This window comes from Methylobacterium sp. Leaf361 (assembly GCF_001424445.1).
Lineage (GTDB): Bacteria > Pseudomonadota > Alphaproteobacteria > Rhizobiales > Beijerinckiaceae > Methylobacterium.
Genome location: NZ_LMPY01000031.1, coordinates 1 through 14,006, shown reverse-complemented (window position 1 = coordinate 14,006; position 14,006 = coordinate 1). Strand labels below are relative to the sequence as shown.

Annotated in this window: 15 protein-coding genes; 11 read left to right on the top strand and 4 right to left on the bottom strand. The window is 69.6% G+C overall.

The features are described from left to right. Positions 1–6: 6 nt before the first annotated feature. The 6 genes from cheB to ASG32_RS20290 all read left to right on the top strand — a co-directional run bounded on the left by cheB (position 7) and on the right by ASG32_RS20290 (position 6,126). Positions 7–1,218, top strand: coding sequence for a chemotaxis-specific protein-glutamate methyltransferase CheB (gene cheB, locus ASG32_RS20315; protein ID WP_020094378.1), 1,212 nt, complete (start codon positions 7–9; stop codon positions 1,216–1,218). Beyond that, positions 1,215–2,078 (top strand): protein-glutamate O-methyltransferase CheR, encoded by an 864-nt coding sequence (locus tag ASG32_RS20310; protein ID WP_020094379.1) that lies wholly within the window; start codon positions 1,215–1,217, stop codon positions 2,076–2,078. The genes cheB and ASG32_RS20310 overlap by 4 nt, the downstream gene beginning before the upstream one ends. Before the next feature lie 170 nt (positions 2,079–2,248). Then, positions 2,249–2,899, top strand: coding sequence for a hypothetical protein (locus ASG32_RS20305; protein WP_056529994.1), 651 nt, complete (start codon positions 2,249–2,251; stop codon positions 2,897–2,899). Positions 2,900–3,018: 119 nt separating this feature from the next. Further along, positions 3,019–4,035 carry an asparaginase gene (locus ASG32_RS20300; RefSeq protein ID WP_056529990.1) on the top strand — a complete coding sequence of 339 codons (1,017 nt, stop codon included), beginning with the start codon at positions 3,019–3,021 and terminating at the stop codon, positions 4,033–4,035. A gap of 347 nt (positions 4,036–4,382) precedes the next feature. Further along, on the top strand, positions 4,383–5,288 hold the full coding sequence (locus tag ASG32_RS20295; protein WP_056529987.1) for an SEL1-like repeat protein: 906 nt from the start codon (positions 4,383–4,385) through the stop codon (positions 5,286–5,288). Between the two features lie 304 nt (positions 5,289–5,592). Next, entirely contained in the window at positions 5,593–6,126 is a 534-nt protein-coding gene (locus ASG32_RS20290; RefSeq protein ID WP_056529984.1) for an isochorismatase family protein, read from the top strand. Between the two features lie 32 nt (positions 6,127–6,158). Here ASG32_RS20290 and ASG32_RS20285 read toward each other — a convergent pair whose 3' ends face one another. The 4 genes from ASG32_RS20285 to ASG32_RS20270 all read right to left on the bottom strand — a co-directional run bounded on the left by ASG32_RS20285 (position 6,159) and on the right by ASG32_RS20270 (position 9,324). Further along, complete coding sequence (locus ASG32_RS20285; protein WP_020094385.1) at positions 6,159–6,755, bottom strand: sigma-70 family RNA polymerase sigma factor; 597 nt, start codon at positions 6,753–6,755, stop codon at positions 6,159–6,161. Further along, positions 6,752–7,009, bottom strand: a complete 258-nt coding sequence (locus ASG32_RS20280) for a NepR family anti-sigma factor (protein WP_042671734.1) — start codon at positions 7,007–7,009, stop codon at positions 6,752–6,754. Before ASG32_RS20280 ends, ASG32_RS20285 begins: the two co-directional genes overlap by 4 nt. A gap of 324 nt (positions 7,010–7,333) precedes the next feature. Continuing rightward, positions 7,334–8,092, bottom strand: coding sequence for an SDR family oxidoreductase (locus ASG32_RS20275; RefSeq protein WP_056529981.1), 759 nt, complete (start codon positions 8,090–8,092; stop codon positions 7,334–7,336). A gap of 17 nt (positions 8,093–8,109) precedes the next feature. Then, positions 8,110–9,324 (bottom strand): ABC transporter substrate-binding protein, encoded by a 1,215-nt coding sequence (locus ASG32_RS20270; protein ID WP_056529976.1) that lies wholly within the window; start codon positions 9,322–9,324, stop codon positions 8,110–8,112. Positions 9,325–9,836: 512 nt separating this feature from the next. Here ASG32_RS20270 and ASG32_RS20260 point away from each other — a divergent pair. The 5 genes from ASG32_RS20260 (at position 9,837) to ASG32_RS20245 (ending at position 13,920) form a co-directional block, all read left to right on the top strand. After that, positions 9,837–11,045, top strand: coding sequence for a site-specific integrase (locus ASG32_RS20260; RefSeq protein WP_056529973.1), 1,209 nt, complete (start codon positions 9,837–9,839; stop codon positions 11,043–11,045). Then, entirely contained in the window at positions 11,038–11,664 is a 627-nt protein-coding gene (locus ASG32_RS34025) for a hypothetical protein (RefSeq protein ID WP_157862027.1), read from the top strand. Before ASG32_RS20260 ends, ASG32_RS34025 begins: the two co-directional genes overlap by 8 nt. An 86-nt stretch (positions 11,665–11,750) precedes the next feature. Then, positions 11,751–11,966: a DNA-binding protein gene (locus ASG32_RS20255; RefSeq protein ID WP_157862026.1), complete on the top strand. Its 216-nt coding sequence runs from the start codon at positions 11,751–11,753 to the stop codon at positions 11,964–11,966. A 207-nt stretch (positions 11,967–12,173) separates the two neighbouring features. Then, complete coding sequence (locus ASG32_RS20250; RefSeq protein WP_056529967.1) at positions 12,174–13,100, top strand: toprim domain-containing protein; 927 nt, start codon at positions 12,174–12,176, stop codon at positions 13,098–13,100. Continuing rightward, a complete protein-coding gene (locus tag ASG32_RS20245; RefSeq protein WP_082557973.1) occupies positions 13,093–13,920 on the top strand; it encodes an AAA family ATPase in 828 nt (275 codons plus the stop codon). Before ASG32_RS20250 ends, ASG32_RS20245 begins: the two co-directional genes overlap by 8 nt. Positions 13,921–14,006: the final 86 nt, after the last annotated feature.

Here is a 14,006-nt window from a genome sequence, read left to right as displayed (position 1 = left end):
ATCATCATGGCCCTGAGTCCCGCGGTCGCCCCGCTGCGCACGCCGCCAACCCAGAGCACGACCTCATCGGCCACGGCGATCCGTGTGCTCGTGGCCGACGACTCGGCCGTGGTGCGCGGCCTCGTGGCCCGCTGGATCGGCGAGGCCGGATTCGAGCTCGTCGGCACGGCCTCGAACGGCCGGATCGCCCTCGAGCTGATGGCCAAGCACGACCCGGACGTGGTCCTGCTCGACATCGAGATGCCGGAACTCGACGGCACGACCGCGCTGCCGCGCATGCTCGCCATGAGCCCGAGCGTGCAGGTCGTGATGATGTCGACGCTGACGACGCGCAACGCCGATATCTCGCTGAAATGCCTCGCCCTCGGCGCGGTGGACTACATCGCCAAGCCGGAGAGCAGCCGCGGCGTCACCACCTCGGACACGTTCCGGGTCGAGCTGATCGAGCGCGTCCGCGTGTTCGGCTCCGCCCGCGCACGTGGCCGGCGCCCGGCCGCCGCGCCCGCCGGCCACGCGCCCGGGTACCACGCCGCGCCGGCGGCCGCACCGGCCGCGGTGCATCCGGCGCCGGCCGCGGCGGCGCGCCCGGCGACCCCCTTCACGCTGCGGCCCAAGGTCCGCAACCGGACCCAGCCCCGCGCCCTGCTGATCGGCTCCTCCACGGGCGGCCCGCGGGCCGTGGGCGAGATGCTGGAGGGCATCGGCGCGGCCGCCCTGCGGCGCCTGCCGGTCCTGATCGTCCAGCACATGCCGCCGATCTTCACGGCGGTCTTCGCCGAGCACCTGGCCACCCGCACCGGGCTCCCGGCGGCGGAGGGCAAGGCCGAGGAGCGGGTCGAGCCGGGCCGTATCTACGTCGCCCCGGGCGGCCGCCACATGGGGCTGGCCGGCGGGGCCGGCGGCCCGATCATCAAGCTCACCGACGGCCCCCCGGTGAATTTCTGCCGCCCCGCGGTCGACGTCCTGTTCAAGGACGCGGCGGTGGTCTTCGGCGCCGCCACCGCGACCGTGATCCTCACCGGCATGGGCTCGGACGGGACCAACGGCGCCCGGGCGCTCACCGAGGCCGGCGGCCCGGTCCTCGCCCAGGACGAGGCCACCAGCACGGTCTGGGGCATGCCGGGCAGCGTCGCGCGGGCCGGGCTCGCCGAGGCCGTGCTGCCGTTGCCCGAACTCGCGACGGCGCTGCGCGCCCTGATCACGGGGCAGCCGGCATGACCGAGCTCGAGTTCGAATTCCTGCGCACCTTCCTGAAGCAGCGCTCCGGCCTCGCGCTGACGCCGGAGAAGCGCTACCTCGTGGAGAGCCGGCTGACCCCGGTCTGCCGCCGCTTCGGCCTCGCCAGCCTCGGCGACCTGATCGGCGCCCTCAAGCTCGCCCAGAACAGCACGATCGAGCGGGCCGTGGTCGAGGCCATGACCACGAACGAGACCTTCTTCTTCCGCGACCGGATCCCCTTCGACCTGTTCCGCGACACGCTCCTGCCGGACGTGCTGGCGCGCAATGCCGGCCGCCGCCGGCTGCGGATCTGGTGCGCGGCGGCCTCGACCGGGCAGGAGCCGTACTCCCTGGCCATGCTCCTCCAGGAGGCGGCGCCGCGGCTCGCCGGCTGGCAGGTGGAGATCGTCGCCACCGACCTGTCCACCGAGGTGATCGAGAAGGCCAAGCTCGGGCTGTACAGCCATTTCGAGGTCCAGCGCGGCCTGCCGGTGCAGTGGCTGATCAAGTACTTCACCCAGGTCGGCGAGCAGTGGCAGATCGCCCAGAGCCTGCGCAGCATGGTGGATTACCGCCAGCTCAACCTGCTGCACAGCTTCGCCTCGCTGGGCCAGTTCGACGTGATCTACTGCCGCAACGTGCTGATCTACTTCGACGCGCCGACCAAGTCCGACGTCCTGGCGCGGCTCGCGGCGCAGCTCGCCCCGGAGGGCGCGCTCCTGCTCGGCGCCGCCGAGACGGTGATCGGCCTGACCGACCGGCTCTCGCCGAACCCGAAGCACCGCGGCCTCTACGGCCACGCCGAGGCCGCGGCGCGACCGGCCGAGGCGCCGCCGCTGCGCATGGCCGCGAGCCTCTGAGCGGCGCGACCGGGATCCCTGGTCGCGCCCCGGCTCCGGGCCGTCCCCGAGTCCGCCAGCGCGACGGGAATCCGGGCGATCCCGGAAACGCGGCCTTAAGAACCGCGTGGGTAATTTGCACACGGACCCGCCGCCGGGCGAATCCGGCTCATCCGTGACCCGAGCCCCCCATGAGTACCGTCTCGTCCACCGCGACAGCACAGCTCGCCGCGCAGCGATGGTCGCCGCCTGCGTCGCCCCAGACCCGGATATCCGACACGATCAGCAGCGCGCTGTCGGCCGGCACGATCAGCAGCACCGACGCGACGGCCCTCGCGGGCGCCCTGAGCAGCATCGATAGGAGCCTGTCGTCGACCAGCGCTGCCTCGACCAGCGCGACGAGCCGGTCCGGGCTCGACCCGTCCTCGATGAAGGACCGGATCGACGGCCTGATCGCCGATCAGGTCAGCAGCGGCAGCCTCACCGCCGACCAAGCCACGGAGCTGAAGAACCTGTTCGCCAGCCACGGCCGGAGCACCCAGAGCGCGGACGCCACCGGCGACGGGACTGGCGACGTCGCCGGCCCGGACGGCCCGCCGCCGGGGCCCCCGCCCGGCCCGGCGCCGACGGACGCTGCGGGCGGCGCCGGGAGCGGGGCGTCGGTCTCCGCGTCGGCCTCGACCTCGACTTCGACCACCGACGCGGCGCGCACGACGAACGACCTGCTATCCACCTTCATCCAGCAGCTCCAGAGCGGCCAGTCGGGCCGCGTCGGCTATGGGGCGAGCGGCACCGCCAACAGCGGCGCCGTCTCGGCGCTCCTCCTCGACTTCCGCAGCTGAGGCCGGGGACGCGCCCGGCGGGCCTCCCGCCCGGTGCATCGCCCGCCTGCGCGCGGCCGGGGTCGACCCCGGCCGCGCGACGCGGCATCACAGCGCCGGACAGGCACGGGAGAGACGGCATGGCGGCAGGAGCGGGGACCGGATTGCCCAAGGTCGCGTTCATCGGCACGGGCGGGACGATCTCGTCCCTCGGCCGCGATGCCCTCGACATCCTCGACTACACCGCCACCGACCGGCGTCTCGAGGCCGGCGCGATCCTGGACGCGGTTCCGGAACTCGCGACAGTCGCCGCGGTGGTGCCGGTGCCGTTCCGGGCGGTCCCTAGCCCGGCGATCGGGTTCGCCGAGTGGCGCGACCTCGTCCGGCTGTGCGAGCGCCTCGCGTCCGAGCACCCGGACCTCGCCGGCATCGTCATCGGGCACGGGACCGCCACGCTGGAGGAGACCGCCTACGCCCTCAGCCTCACCCTGACGGTGGATCTGCCGGTGGTGCTGGTCGGCTCGCAGCGGCCGATGAGCGCCCTCTCCACCGACGCCAAGCTGAACCTCGTGGCGGCCGTGCGCACGGCCGCGGCGCCCGCCTCCCGCGGGCGCGGCGTGCTGGTGGTGCTCAACGACGAGATCCAGGCGGCCCGCGAGGTGACCAAGACCTCGGTGGCCCGGCTCCAGACCTTCCGGACCCCGGATTTCGGCGTGCTCGGCCACGTCGACGGCGAGTCCGTCCGCTACTACCGCCGCTCCGAGCGGGCGCACGCGCCGGGCACGCCCTTCGACATCCGGACCCTGCCGGCGCTGCCGCGGGTCGACGTCGCCTACGGGTACGCCGACGCCGACGGCACCGCGGTCCGGGCCTTCCTGACCGCGGGCGCGCGCGGCCTCGTCGCGGCCGGTCTCGCGCCGGGCATGACCCCGCCCGCCGAGGCCGAGGCCCTGGAGGCGGCGGCGGCCGCCGGGATCGTGGTGGTGATGTCGACCCGGGCCGGCAGCGGCGTGGTCCCGCTCACCACCCGGCTGCGCAGCCGGGGCATCCTCAGCGCCGACAACCTCACCCCGCAGAAGGCCCGGATCCTGCTCGCCCTGGCGCTGACCGTCACGGCGGAGCCCGAGGCGGTGGCGCGGCTGTTCGCGACCTACTAGCGACGTGTCCCGGGGCCGGTCGCCCGCCCCGCCGAGCCCTCAACGCCTCCTTCCGGCCGGTCCCGCACGGTCCCCGCCGCGCGTGAACCCTGTCGCGGCCTGTGGCGCGCGCCGGCGATGTCGGCCGGCCATGCGGGCCGCATGTGCGATTTGGTCCAGAAAGTCCCGCCGAGCCCGGATAGGTCAAGGATCAGTCCGGTGCAGTCTAGCCGAAGGGTTTTTCGCCCGGAAGACTGTCAGCGGCCGAAGAAGGTTCGGGAACACGCCTTCAGCATTGCGGAAGATGCTCGGGATCGGCTTCCGCGCAGGGCATGACGGTTCGCGTGCCCGCACAGGGATTCACGGCCATGCGCGCGACATCCATCGTCTCCATGTCTCTGGCGCTCTCAGTCCTGTCCGGGCTGGGCGCACAGGCGGAGACCGCCGGGAGCCTCTCCACGACGACGGCCGTCAGCGGCAGCGCCGCCGCGATGTACAATCTCGGAATCCTCTACATCAACGGCCAGGGCGTGAAGCAGGATTTCGGTACGGCCGGACGCTGGTTCGAGAAGTCGGCCGCCGGCGGTGACGTCGACGCCATGCTCAACCTCGGCAGCCTGTACTACAACGGCCAGGGCGTGAAGCAGGACTACGCCGCCGCGGCCGCGTGGTTCGAGAAGGCCGCCCTGGCGGGCAACGCCGAGGCCATGAACAACCTCGGCAGCCTCTACGATGCCGGCCAGGGCGTGACGCAGGACTACGCCACCGCGCGCAGTTGGTACGAGAAGGCGGCGGCCGCCGGCGCCGCGTCGGCCCTGTACAATCTCGGCCTACTCTACGCCAACGGTCAGGGCGTCGGGCAGGATTACGGCGCGGCCGCGTCCTGGTTCGGGAAGGCCGCCGCCGCCGGCAACGTTGACGCGATGAACGCCCTCGGCAGCCTGCACCTCAACGGTCAGGGCGTGAAGCGGGACGCCGCCGCGGCCCGCCGCTGGTTCGAGCGGGCGGTCGCCGGCGGCAACGTGGACGCGATGAACAACCTCGGCAGCCTCTACCTGAACGGCCAGGGCGTGAAGACGGACGCCGCCGCGGCCCGCCGCTGGTTCGAGAAGGCGGCCGCCGCCGGCCACGCGGAGGCGATGAACAATCTCGGTTTCCTCTACGTCAACGGTCGCGGGGTGAAGCAGGATTTCGAGGCCGCCCGGCGGTGGTTCGAGAAGGCCGCCGGCGGCGCCGCGGCCGCGAACGTCCCCGGCGACATCGCGCTCCGCTAGAGCCGTTCCCTGTCGGTTCGGGACGGAGGTGATCGCCGGGCCCGTGCCGAACGAGGCACCGGTGCCCTCTTCCGCGAGAGAGAGGGGCCCTGGCGCGGCTGCCGGGACCGGAGTTGCCGCCCTTCCCAACCGTCGCAAAACGATCGGGAGCGGCTCTTGGGCGGGGTCGCGGTCGGGGCGCGCACGTGTCATGCCGGCGGGCGCGGTCCCCACCGGACCGGATGGGGGCGAGGATACGGCTCGGATGGGGCCAGGATGGCCTCCTCCGTCTCCGACGCGACCCGTCCGCAGGGACCAGACATCGATGCCGCTGATCGACCCCGCCCGCTCGCTCCTCCTCGTCATCGACGTTCAGGTCCGGCTGATGCCGACGATCGCGGAAGGGGACGGGGTCGTCGCCAATGCGGGCCGCCTCCTCGCCGCCGCGCAGCTGCTCGACGTCCCGGTCCTGGTCACCGAGCAGAATGCCGGCGGCCTCGGGCCGACCGTGCCGGCCCTGGCGCCCGAGCCCGGGACGGCCTTCGCGAAGATGAGCTTCGGCGCGACCCGGACGCCCGGCTTCCTCGAGCGCCTGCCCGCGGATCGCGACCTCGTGGTCAGCGGCTGCGAGGCGCATGTCTGCGTGCTGCAGACGGTTCTCGGGCTGCGCGAGTCCGGCCGCCGCGTCGCCGTGGTGGCCGACGCCGTGGGCTCGCGGCGGATCGAGAACCGGGAGGCCGCGCTCGCCCGGATGGCGGCCCACGGCGCCGAGATCGTCACGACCGAGATGGTGGCGTTCGAGTGGCTCGGCACGGCGCGGCACAGGCGGTTCCGCGACGTCGTCAGGCTCATCAAGTAGGCGCCGCGGCGGTCCTCGCCGCGGCGCGCGCCTCAGGAGCCGTCGAGGGCCGCGCGGGTCTGCGGGTCGGGTCCGATGTCGTCGGTGCCGGTCATGCCCAGCACCTCGATCAGGCGGGTCCGGGCGCGGCTGACCCGGCTCTTGATCGTGCCCACCGCGACGCCGCAGATGGCCGCGGCCTCCTCGTAGGTGAAGCTCTGGGCGCCGACCAGGACCAGCGCCTCGCGCTGGGCCGGCGGCAGCCGGTTCAGCGCGCTCTGGAACTGCGCCATCTCCATCCGGATCTCCTGCTCGGGGAGGGCGGTCAGGCGCCCGGCATGGAGGCCGTCGGCGTCCTCCACCTCGCGCTTGCGCTTGCGCTGCTCCGAGTAGAACAGGTTCCGCAGGATCGTGAACAGCCACGCGGTCAGGTTGGTCCCGCGGCGGAAGCTTGCGGCGTTGACCCAGGCGCGCACGAGCGTGTCCTGCACGAGGTCGTCCGAGCGGTCGAGGTCGTAGGTCAGCGAGAACGCGAAGGCCCGCAGCGCCGGGATCGCCCCCAGCAGGAGGTCGCGCATCTCCGCGTCGGCGCCCCGGGGGGCCGGACCGGATCCGCTCCCCGCGGGGGCGGCTTGCAGCATCAGGGTCATCGCGAGGCCTCCGTGTCGGAGTGTGCGGCGAGCTCGTCGAGCAGCGTCCGGAGCCGGTCCGGGATCGGCAGGGCCAGGACGCCCGCGTAGTGCAGGCGCAGGCCGCGCCCGATCCGGTCCCGCGCGCCGTCGTCGATCGGCCGGCCGGGTCCGCCGACCGGCACCGGGCGTGACGCGGCCGCGGCGCCCGGTCCGGCCGGGTCCGCCGCGCCGGCGGAGCCCGGAATCCCTGGATCGTCCTCGGTCCCTGACATGGTCGCGCCCCCCGGTCGTGCGCGATGGGGCCCCGAGGGGCCCGGCGGTCCGCCGGACCGTTGTCCCCATCGGTTCGGCGAAGACGCGTCTCATCGCCTTCCGGCAGCGCTGGTAGGCGCGACGGATTTAATCGGTTCTGAACCCCGCATTCATCCAATTTTAATCTTGAAATAGCTCAGCTTGCGCCGAATTTAATCCATAAAGTCTCAGATACAATTCAGAAATACTTGTGTTCAGCTTGGCCGTGGCGACACTCGTCCTCCGTGCCTGAACGCGGGATGAGCGCACCGCGCCCTCGGCCAAGCGCGCCGCGACGGCCCCGCTCAGAGCTTCACGCCCTCGAGATAGCCGCGGTTCCAGGTCGGGCTGATCAGGATCTCGTTGACGCAGACGGAGGCCGGCAGGCGGGCGACGAACAGGATCGTCTCGGCGAGATCCTCCGGCTGGAGCATGCGCCCGCGATCCTCCGCGGTGACCGGGACTGGCCGCTTGTCGAGGAGGGGCGTCGCGACCTCGCCGGGGCAGATGCAGCAGGACCGGATGCCGTGCCCGCACTCCTCCTGGTTCAGGCTCTCCGAGAGCGCCACGAGCCCGTGCTTGGCGGCGGAATAGGCCGGTCCCGTCAGCTTGGAGACGTAGCGGCCGGCCCAGGAGGAGACGTGGATGATCAGGCCGCTCCGCTGCGCCCGCATGGTCGGCAGCACCGCCCGCGCCGCGTAGAAGGGGCCGTTGAGATTGACGCCGACCACGGCGTCGATCCCGGCCGGCGTGATCTCGCTCCAGCCGCGCCGCGGCACGTTGAGGCCCGCCGAGTTCACCAGCAGGTCGCAGCGCCGCCACGCGGCGTGAACCGCCTCCCAGGCGCGCTGCACGTCGTCGGCCACGCCCATGTCGGCCGGGGCGACCAGCGCCTCGCCGCCCGCCGCGCGGACCATCTCCGCGGTGCGCGCGAGGGCCTCCTGACCCCGTCCGGTGAGCGCGACCCGCATGCCGGCCCGCGCCAGCGCCACGGCGGCCGCCCGCCCGATCCCGGATCCGGCCCCCGTCACCCAGGCGGCCTGCCCTTCGAGCGCGCGCATCATGGCGTTCGGCTCCCTCCCTACGGCTTGGCGACGAGCGGGCAGCCGCCCTCGGCGAGGGGGCGGAAGGCCTGCTCGGCGGGGATCGTCTCCAGCACCTTGTAGAGGTCCCACGGGCCCTTCGACTCGGACGGCGCCTTCACCTCGAACAGGTACATCGGGTGGATCTTGCGCCCGTCCGCCCGGACCACACCCTTGCCGAACAGCGGGTCGTCGGTCGGGTTGGCCTTCATCCAGGCCATGGTCTTCTGCGGGTCCGTCGACTTCGTCGCCGCCACGGCCTTCAGGTAGTGCAGGAGCCCGGCATAGACGCCCGCGTGGTTCATCGTCGGCATGCTGTTGCCGTTGCGCGGGTAGAAGCGCTCCGAGAAGGCCCGGGTCTCCGGGTTGAGATCCCAGTAGAACGACTCGGTCAGCACCAGGCCCTGCGCGGTCTGCAGGCCGATCGCGTGGACGTCGACGGCGTAGATCAGCAGGGCGGCGAGCTTCTGGCCGCCGTCGGTCAGCCCGAACTCGTGCGCCTGCTTGACCGCGTTGACCGTGTCGCCGCCCGCGTTGGCCAGACCCACCACCTTCGCGCCCGAGGCCTGCGCCTGCAGCAGGAACGAGGAGAAGTCCGTGGCGGGGAACGGGACCCGCGCGGCGCCCAGTACCCGCCCGCCGCCCGTGTCGATCACGGCCTTCGCCTCGTTCTGAAGGGAGAGCCCGAAGGCGTAGTCGGCGGTGAGGAAGTACCACGTGTCGCCGCCGCGCTTGAGTATGGCGCCGGCCGTGCCGTGCGCCAGGGCGTAGGTGTCGTAGGTCCACTGGATCGTGTTCGGCGAGCACTGCTTGCCGGTCAGCTCCGTGGTGCCGGCCCCCGAGTCGATGAAGACCTTGTTCTTCTCGCGGGTGACCTGGCTCACCGCCAGCGCCACCGAGGAGGTCGGCACGTCGAGGATCGCGTCCACGTCGTCGCGGTCGTACCACTGGCGGGCGACGGCGGCGCCGATATCGGGTTTGTTCTGGTGGTCGGCCGAGACGATCTCGACCTGCACGCCCGGCTCGGTCTTGGCGAAATCCTCGACCGCCATCTGCGCGGCGACGACGGAGCCCTTGCCGCCGGTATCGGCGTAGACGCCGGACATGTCGTTGAGGACGCCGACCTTGACGCGGATCGGCTCGGCAACGGCCGGCCCGGCGAGCGCGGCGAAGCCGATCGCGACCGAGAGCACGCAACTCCGGATCGACGCCATGGCAGACCGTCCTCCGCGGCAATTTCTGTCTTTCGGCCAGGAGGGCACGCTGGCATCCCAGCGTCAAGCAGCGGTCCGCGACCGGACCCGGGAGCGGTGAGACAGGCCGGCGCCGGATGTGTCGCGGCGGCGGTGCCGACGGAATTGGGCCGAAACCCCCACCCGAGACCGGCCCGTCGCGACATCGGGATCGGCGCGGTGGCGCGGCCTCAGCCGACGCGCTGTGCCGGACGACGGTCACGCCCCACGGGCGCGAGGCCCGGCCTCGGCGATCGAATGTCGTGGTGCCGGCGGAGGGGATCGAACCCCCGACCTTCGGTTTACAAAACTGACGAAGAACCATCTCGCAGCCTAACACAGCCTCACAGCGGGCGGTGTCTGCAAGCCTATGTGATAGCTTGTATTTTTGGGAGTGTTGGCTAGTGTTAAACACGGAGCCTAACAGGGCCAAACGCGCCTCGGGTGTTACCCTGGTGATACCCCCAGAAGGCCAGCGGTTTCGGAGCGAGGTCATGCCGAAGGCCCTCACGGTCAGAGGGATCGAGGCCTTGAAGGGCGGACCGGTCCGGACGGAGGTCCCGGACGGGCTGATCCCTGGCCTCTATTTGGTCTGCCAGTCGTCAGGCGTGAAATCGTGGGCCGTTCGCTACCGCGCTGGCGGACGCACCCGGAAGCACACGCTCGGGCGCTACCCAGCCATCGATCTCGCGAGCGCTCGTGAGATTGCTCGGCGCACTCTCGTGGCAGTTGCGTCGGGCCGCGATCCGGCTGCCGATAAGGCCGAGGCGCGGCGCTTGGCTGGAGAACTGGCCGGGCCGGCGCGGGATCGCTTCGATGCAGCGGCCGAGCTGTTCATCGAGCGCTATGCCAAGGCCAACACGAAGGAGCAGACCTGGCGCGAGAGCGAGCGTCTGCTCGCGACCCATGTCCTGCCGCTCTGGCGTGCTCGCCGGGTGCAGGAGATCGCCAAGCGCGATGTCGTCGAACTGATGGATGCCATCGTCGACCGCGGTGCGCCCGTGTCGGCTAACCGCACCCTCGCGGTAGTACGGCGCATGTTCGGCTGGTTGATCGAGCGCGGCGTGATTGTCGCCAATCCCTGTGCGGACGTGAAGGCGCCGACGGCGGAGAAGAGCCGTGACCGCGTACTGTCTGATGTCGAGCTGCGAGCCATCCTGCAGGCTTGCGACCGGCTCAACGAGCCGTTCGGCGCGCTGATCAAGCTGTTGGCGCTTACGGCCCAGCGTCGCGATGAGGTCGGACAGATGACGTGGCGCGAAGTTGACCTCAATGCGCGGCTCTGGACGATCCCGAAGGAGCGGGCGAAGAACGGGATCGCGCACGACGTGCCGCTCTCCGACGCGGCAGTTACGGTGTTGACCGGGGTCCGCCGCATCGCGGGCAGCCGAGGCTTGGTGTTCACCACCACAGGCGAGACGCCAGTCTCAGGCTTCAGCAAGATCAAGAAGCGCCTCGACGCAGCCGTACCGGATGCGCCGCCGTGGGTGCTGCACGACCTGCGCCGCACGGCAGCCTCTGGCATGGCGCGGCTCGGGGCTAATGTGCCGGTGATCGAGAAGGTCCTGAACCACACCTCGGGGTCGTTCGGAGGGGTAACCGGCATCTACCAGCGGCATCACTTCGCAGCCGAGAAGCGGGCGGCGCTCGAAGCTTGGGCAACGCATATTGATAAGCTGAGGGAGGGAAAGGCCGATGAGTGAGCGCAGCGAATGGATTGCGCTGCCGTTGGCTCACAAGGCTGCAGCTGTGTTTTTCGCAAGCGAGAAGACAGCGGAACTGATGCTGTACAATGCCTTTCGCGAGAAAAAGCTGAAAGCTCGTGGAATGTATTATTTGGGGGATAAGCACTATCCAGAAACTCATCTTAGTGCAGATAGAGGCGTAAAGAGGGAGTTTATTATCTGGAATGAAGGGCGCATAGAGTTTAAAATCACGAAAATTGGTCAGTTTTCTGACCCTCCAGATTATACGCATTTCGGTGATTTTCACCGGGTTGAATTTAGCCGGAGCGATTTAATCAGTCTTTGGCCCGGGATCCTTCCGGAAATGGATGTTGTTCGGGAGGGAGAGGCATCAGCAAAGCCGGTTGCCACCAAAGCATTGCGCGCTGGGCGGGCTCCTACGCATGACTGGGCTGCTGCTGCCGGAGCGTTGGCGGGGCACTTGTATAACAACGGTATGCAGTCGAACGCTGAGCTAACACGTGTTGTGCAGCGCTGGTTTGCAGACGAGCGTGGGCGAGCGCCGGACGAGCGGGATATCCAGAAGTTCGTTTCGGAAGCGCTCCAGGAATTTGAGCGGCAGGTCGCGCGAGGGTAATTCTCCCGGACATCTCCCGGTTCTCCCGGAGACATAGCCCAACATCTGGCATCAATAGACAGCGTGTTCCTCAAAGGAGCGGCGCGATGAACCCTCGTATCCAACGATCCCCTGAAAACATGCTGCCGACAGCCCAGGTTTTGGCTCGGTATCAGGTCAGCGACATGACAATCTTTCGGTGGCTGAAGGACGCTGGCCTCAGCTTCCCGCAGCCAATTCGGATTAACGGTCGCCGCTACTGGCGGCTGGCCGATCTGCAGGCCTTTGAAATCCGGCAAGCCTCGAAGAAAGAGGCCGCATAACGTGGCCTACAACGTTAGAACCCCCGGCGCTGGTACGCCGAGGGCTCTGGGAAATGTCTGCTTGGCGGCTGACGATCTCAGAGATAGCCCACACCACACCGACCTTCAAGCGCGCCGGGTCACCGCGCGCCTGAAATGCAGTCCCTCCCTTGCCGCAGTGATCGCGGAACTGGCGTTCGCCTCTTCGGACTCCCGGAGGGCGGCGCGATGATGGACCTCCGCTCCGCAGCGCGCGCGCTCGGTGGCGAGGTGGTCGGCCGGGGCATCGTCTGCCCCGGTCCGAACCACAGCCGCCGGGACCGCTCCCTCTCTGTCCTGTTCGACGCCTCGGCGCCGGGCGGGTTCACCCTGCACAGCCATGCCGGTGACGACTTCGGCGTCTGTCGGGATCATGTGCGGGACCGGCTCGGCATGGGTGTCCAAGTTGGGCACCCTTTCAAGATAGCCAAGGCGCAAATTGCGCCTTCGAGCGAAGGGGGTGGGTATTCACCGCCCCCTCCTTCTGGCTCGGACCGCACGGCGCCGGCCCTGCGGATCTGGCGCGAGGCTCGTGAGGCGGCCGAGTCGCCCGTCGCCCACTACCTCGCCCATCGCGGCCTCGACCTCGTTGACGATGTGCACGCGGTTCTGCGGTTTCATCCGAGTTGTCCCTTCGCGGGTATTCGTACCCCGGCCATGGTCGCCCTGGTCCGGAACGTCGTCACCAACCAGCCGCAGGCGATCCATCGCTCAGCTTTGATGAGTGACGGTCGGAAGGCTGAGGTCAACGGCAAGGATCGGCTCGCCCTCGGGAGCATTCGCGGCGGCGCCGTAAAAGTCACGCCGGACGAAGAGGTGACCACCTGCCTCGGGATCGGCGAGGGTATCGAGACGACCCTCTCGCTGCGCCGCCTGCCGGAGTTCGGTGCCTCTCCCGTCTGGTCCGTCCTGAACGCGGGCGGGATCACCAGCTTTCCAGTTCTGCCCGGCATCGAATGCCTCTGGATCGCTGTCGACGACGATCCAGCAGGTCGTGGCGCATCCGAACTCTGCGCTGACCGCTGGCATCGCGCCGGCCGCGAAGTGTTCTTGGTCAAGTCGAAGACACTCGGCAACGACCTCAATGATGTCGTGCGGGAGGTGAGCCATGTCTGACGGCTATGAGATCACGAGCTTCGTTCCGCCGAAGCCAGTGATTGCCCGCACAGCGGCCGATCTGCGGAAAATGGTGTTCCCCCCGATCCGCTACGTGGTGCCTGGCTACATCGCCGAAGGCTGCACTTTGCTCGCCGGTCGGCCCAAGCTCGGCAAATCCTGGCTCGTCCTCGAAGCCGGACTTGCCGTGGCACGCGGCGGCGACTGTCTCGGCGGCATCGTCTGTGAACAGGGCGACGTGCTGTACCTGGCTTTGGAGGACAACGAGCGCCGGCTGCAGCGCCGGATCGACAAGATGATCGGTCCATTCAACCCGGATTGGCCGACTGCGTTCGAGTACCAGACCGAGTGGCCCCGCGCCAACGACGGAGGCCTCGAACAGATTGAGCAGTGGATCAACAGCAAGGACAATCCGCGCCTCATCATCGTCGATGTGTTGGCCATGTTCAAACAGACACGCGGATCAAGCGAGTCCCTTTATGAGGCCGATTACAACGCCATCAAGGGGCTACAGGGACTCGCCGGCAAGTACCGCGTCGCCATCGTCGTGGTGCACCACACCCGCAAGTCTGGAACCGAGAGCGACCCCTTTGAGAAGGTGTCGGGAACTCTCGGCCTGTCCGGTGCGGCTGACACCGCGCTGATCCTCGACCGTGACGGCAACGGTGCCACGCTCTACGGCCGCGGCCGTGATATCGAGGAGATCGAGAGCGCCGTTGTGTTCGATAAGCTCGGATGCCGCTGGTTCATTCAAGGTGAGGCTACTGAGGTTCGTCGCACCGATGAGCGCAGTTCGATCCTTGCCACGCTAGTGCACTGACTCAGACAGATGGTTCAGGGGATCGGCTGACGGCGGCGAGGATGTCGGTAGCCGGCTTGGTCCAGACGAAGGGTTTGGCGCTCCGG

Coding starts and splice junctions, on each gene's coding strand:
- ASG32_RS20275 (WP_056529981.1), bottom strand. CDS start 8,092: ATGATGCGCGCGCTCGAAGGGCAGGCCGCCTGGGTGACGGGGGCCGGA.
- ASG32_RS34025 (WP_157862027.1), top strand. CDS start 11,038: ATGAGTGAGCGCAGCGAATGGATTGCGCTGCCGTTGGCTCACAAGGCT.
- ASG32_RS20280 (WP_042671734.1), bottom strand. CDS start 7,009: ATGTCAGGGACCGAGGACGATCCAGGGATTCCGGGCTCCGCCGGCGCG.
- ASG32_RS20300 (WP_056529990.1), top strand. CDS start 3,019: ATGGCGGCAGGAGCGGGGACCGGATTGCCCAAGGTCGCGTTCATCGGC.
- cheB (WP_020094378.1), top strand. CDS start 7: ATGGCCCTGAGTCCCGCGGTCGCCCCGCTGCGCACGCCGCCAACCCAG.
- ASG32_RS20250 (WP_056529967.1), top strand. CDS start 12,174: ATGATGGACCTCCGCTCCGCAGCGCGCGCGCTCGGTGGCGAGGTGGTC.
- ASG32_RS20295 (WP_056529987.1), top strand. CDS start 4,383: ATGCGCGCGACATCCATCGTCTCCATGTCTCTGGCGCTCTCAGTCCTG.
- ASG32_RS20310 (WP_020094379.1), top strand. CDS start 1,215: ATGACCGAGCTCGAGTTCGAATTCCTGCGCACCTTCCTGAAGCAGCGC.
- ASG32_RS20285 (WP_020094385.1), bottom strand. CDS start 6,755: ATGACCCTGATGCTGCAAGCCGCCCCCGCGGGGAGCGGATCCGGTCCG.
- ASG32_RS20245 (WP_082557973.1), top strand. CDS start 13,093: ATGTCTGACGGCTATGAGATCACGAGCTTCGTTCCGCCGAAGCCAGTG.
- ASG32_RS20260 (WP_056529973.1), top strand. CDS start 9,837: ATGCCGAAGGCCCTCACGGTCAGAGGGATCGAGGCCTTGAAGGGCGGA.
- ASG32_RS20270 (WP_056529976.1), bottom strand. CDS start 9,324: ATGGCGTCGATCCGGAGTTGCGTGCTCTCGGTCGCGATCGGCTTCGCC.
- ASG32_RS20305 (WP_056529994.1), top strand. CDS start 2,249: ATGAGTACCGTCTCGTCCACCGCGACAGCACAGCTCGCCGCGCAGCGA.
- ASG32_RS20255 (WP_157862026.1), top strand. CDS start 11,751: ATGAACCCTCGTATCCAACGATCCCCTGAAAACATGCTGCCGACAGCC.
- ASG32_RS20290 (WP_056529984.1), top strand. CDS start 5,593: ATGCCGCTGATCGACCCCGCCCGCTCGCTCCTCCTCGTCATCGACGTT.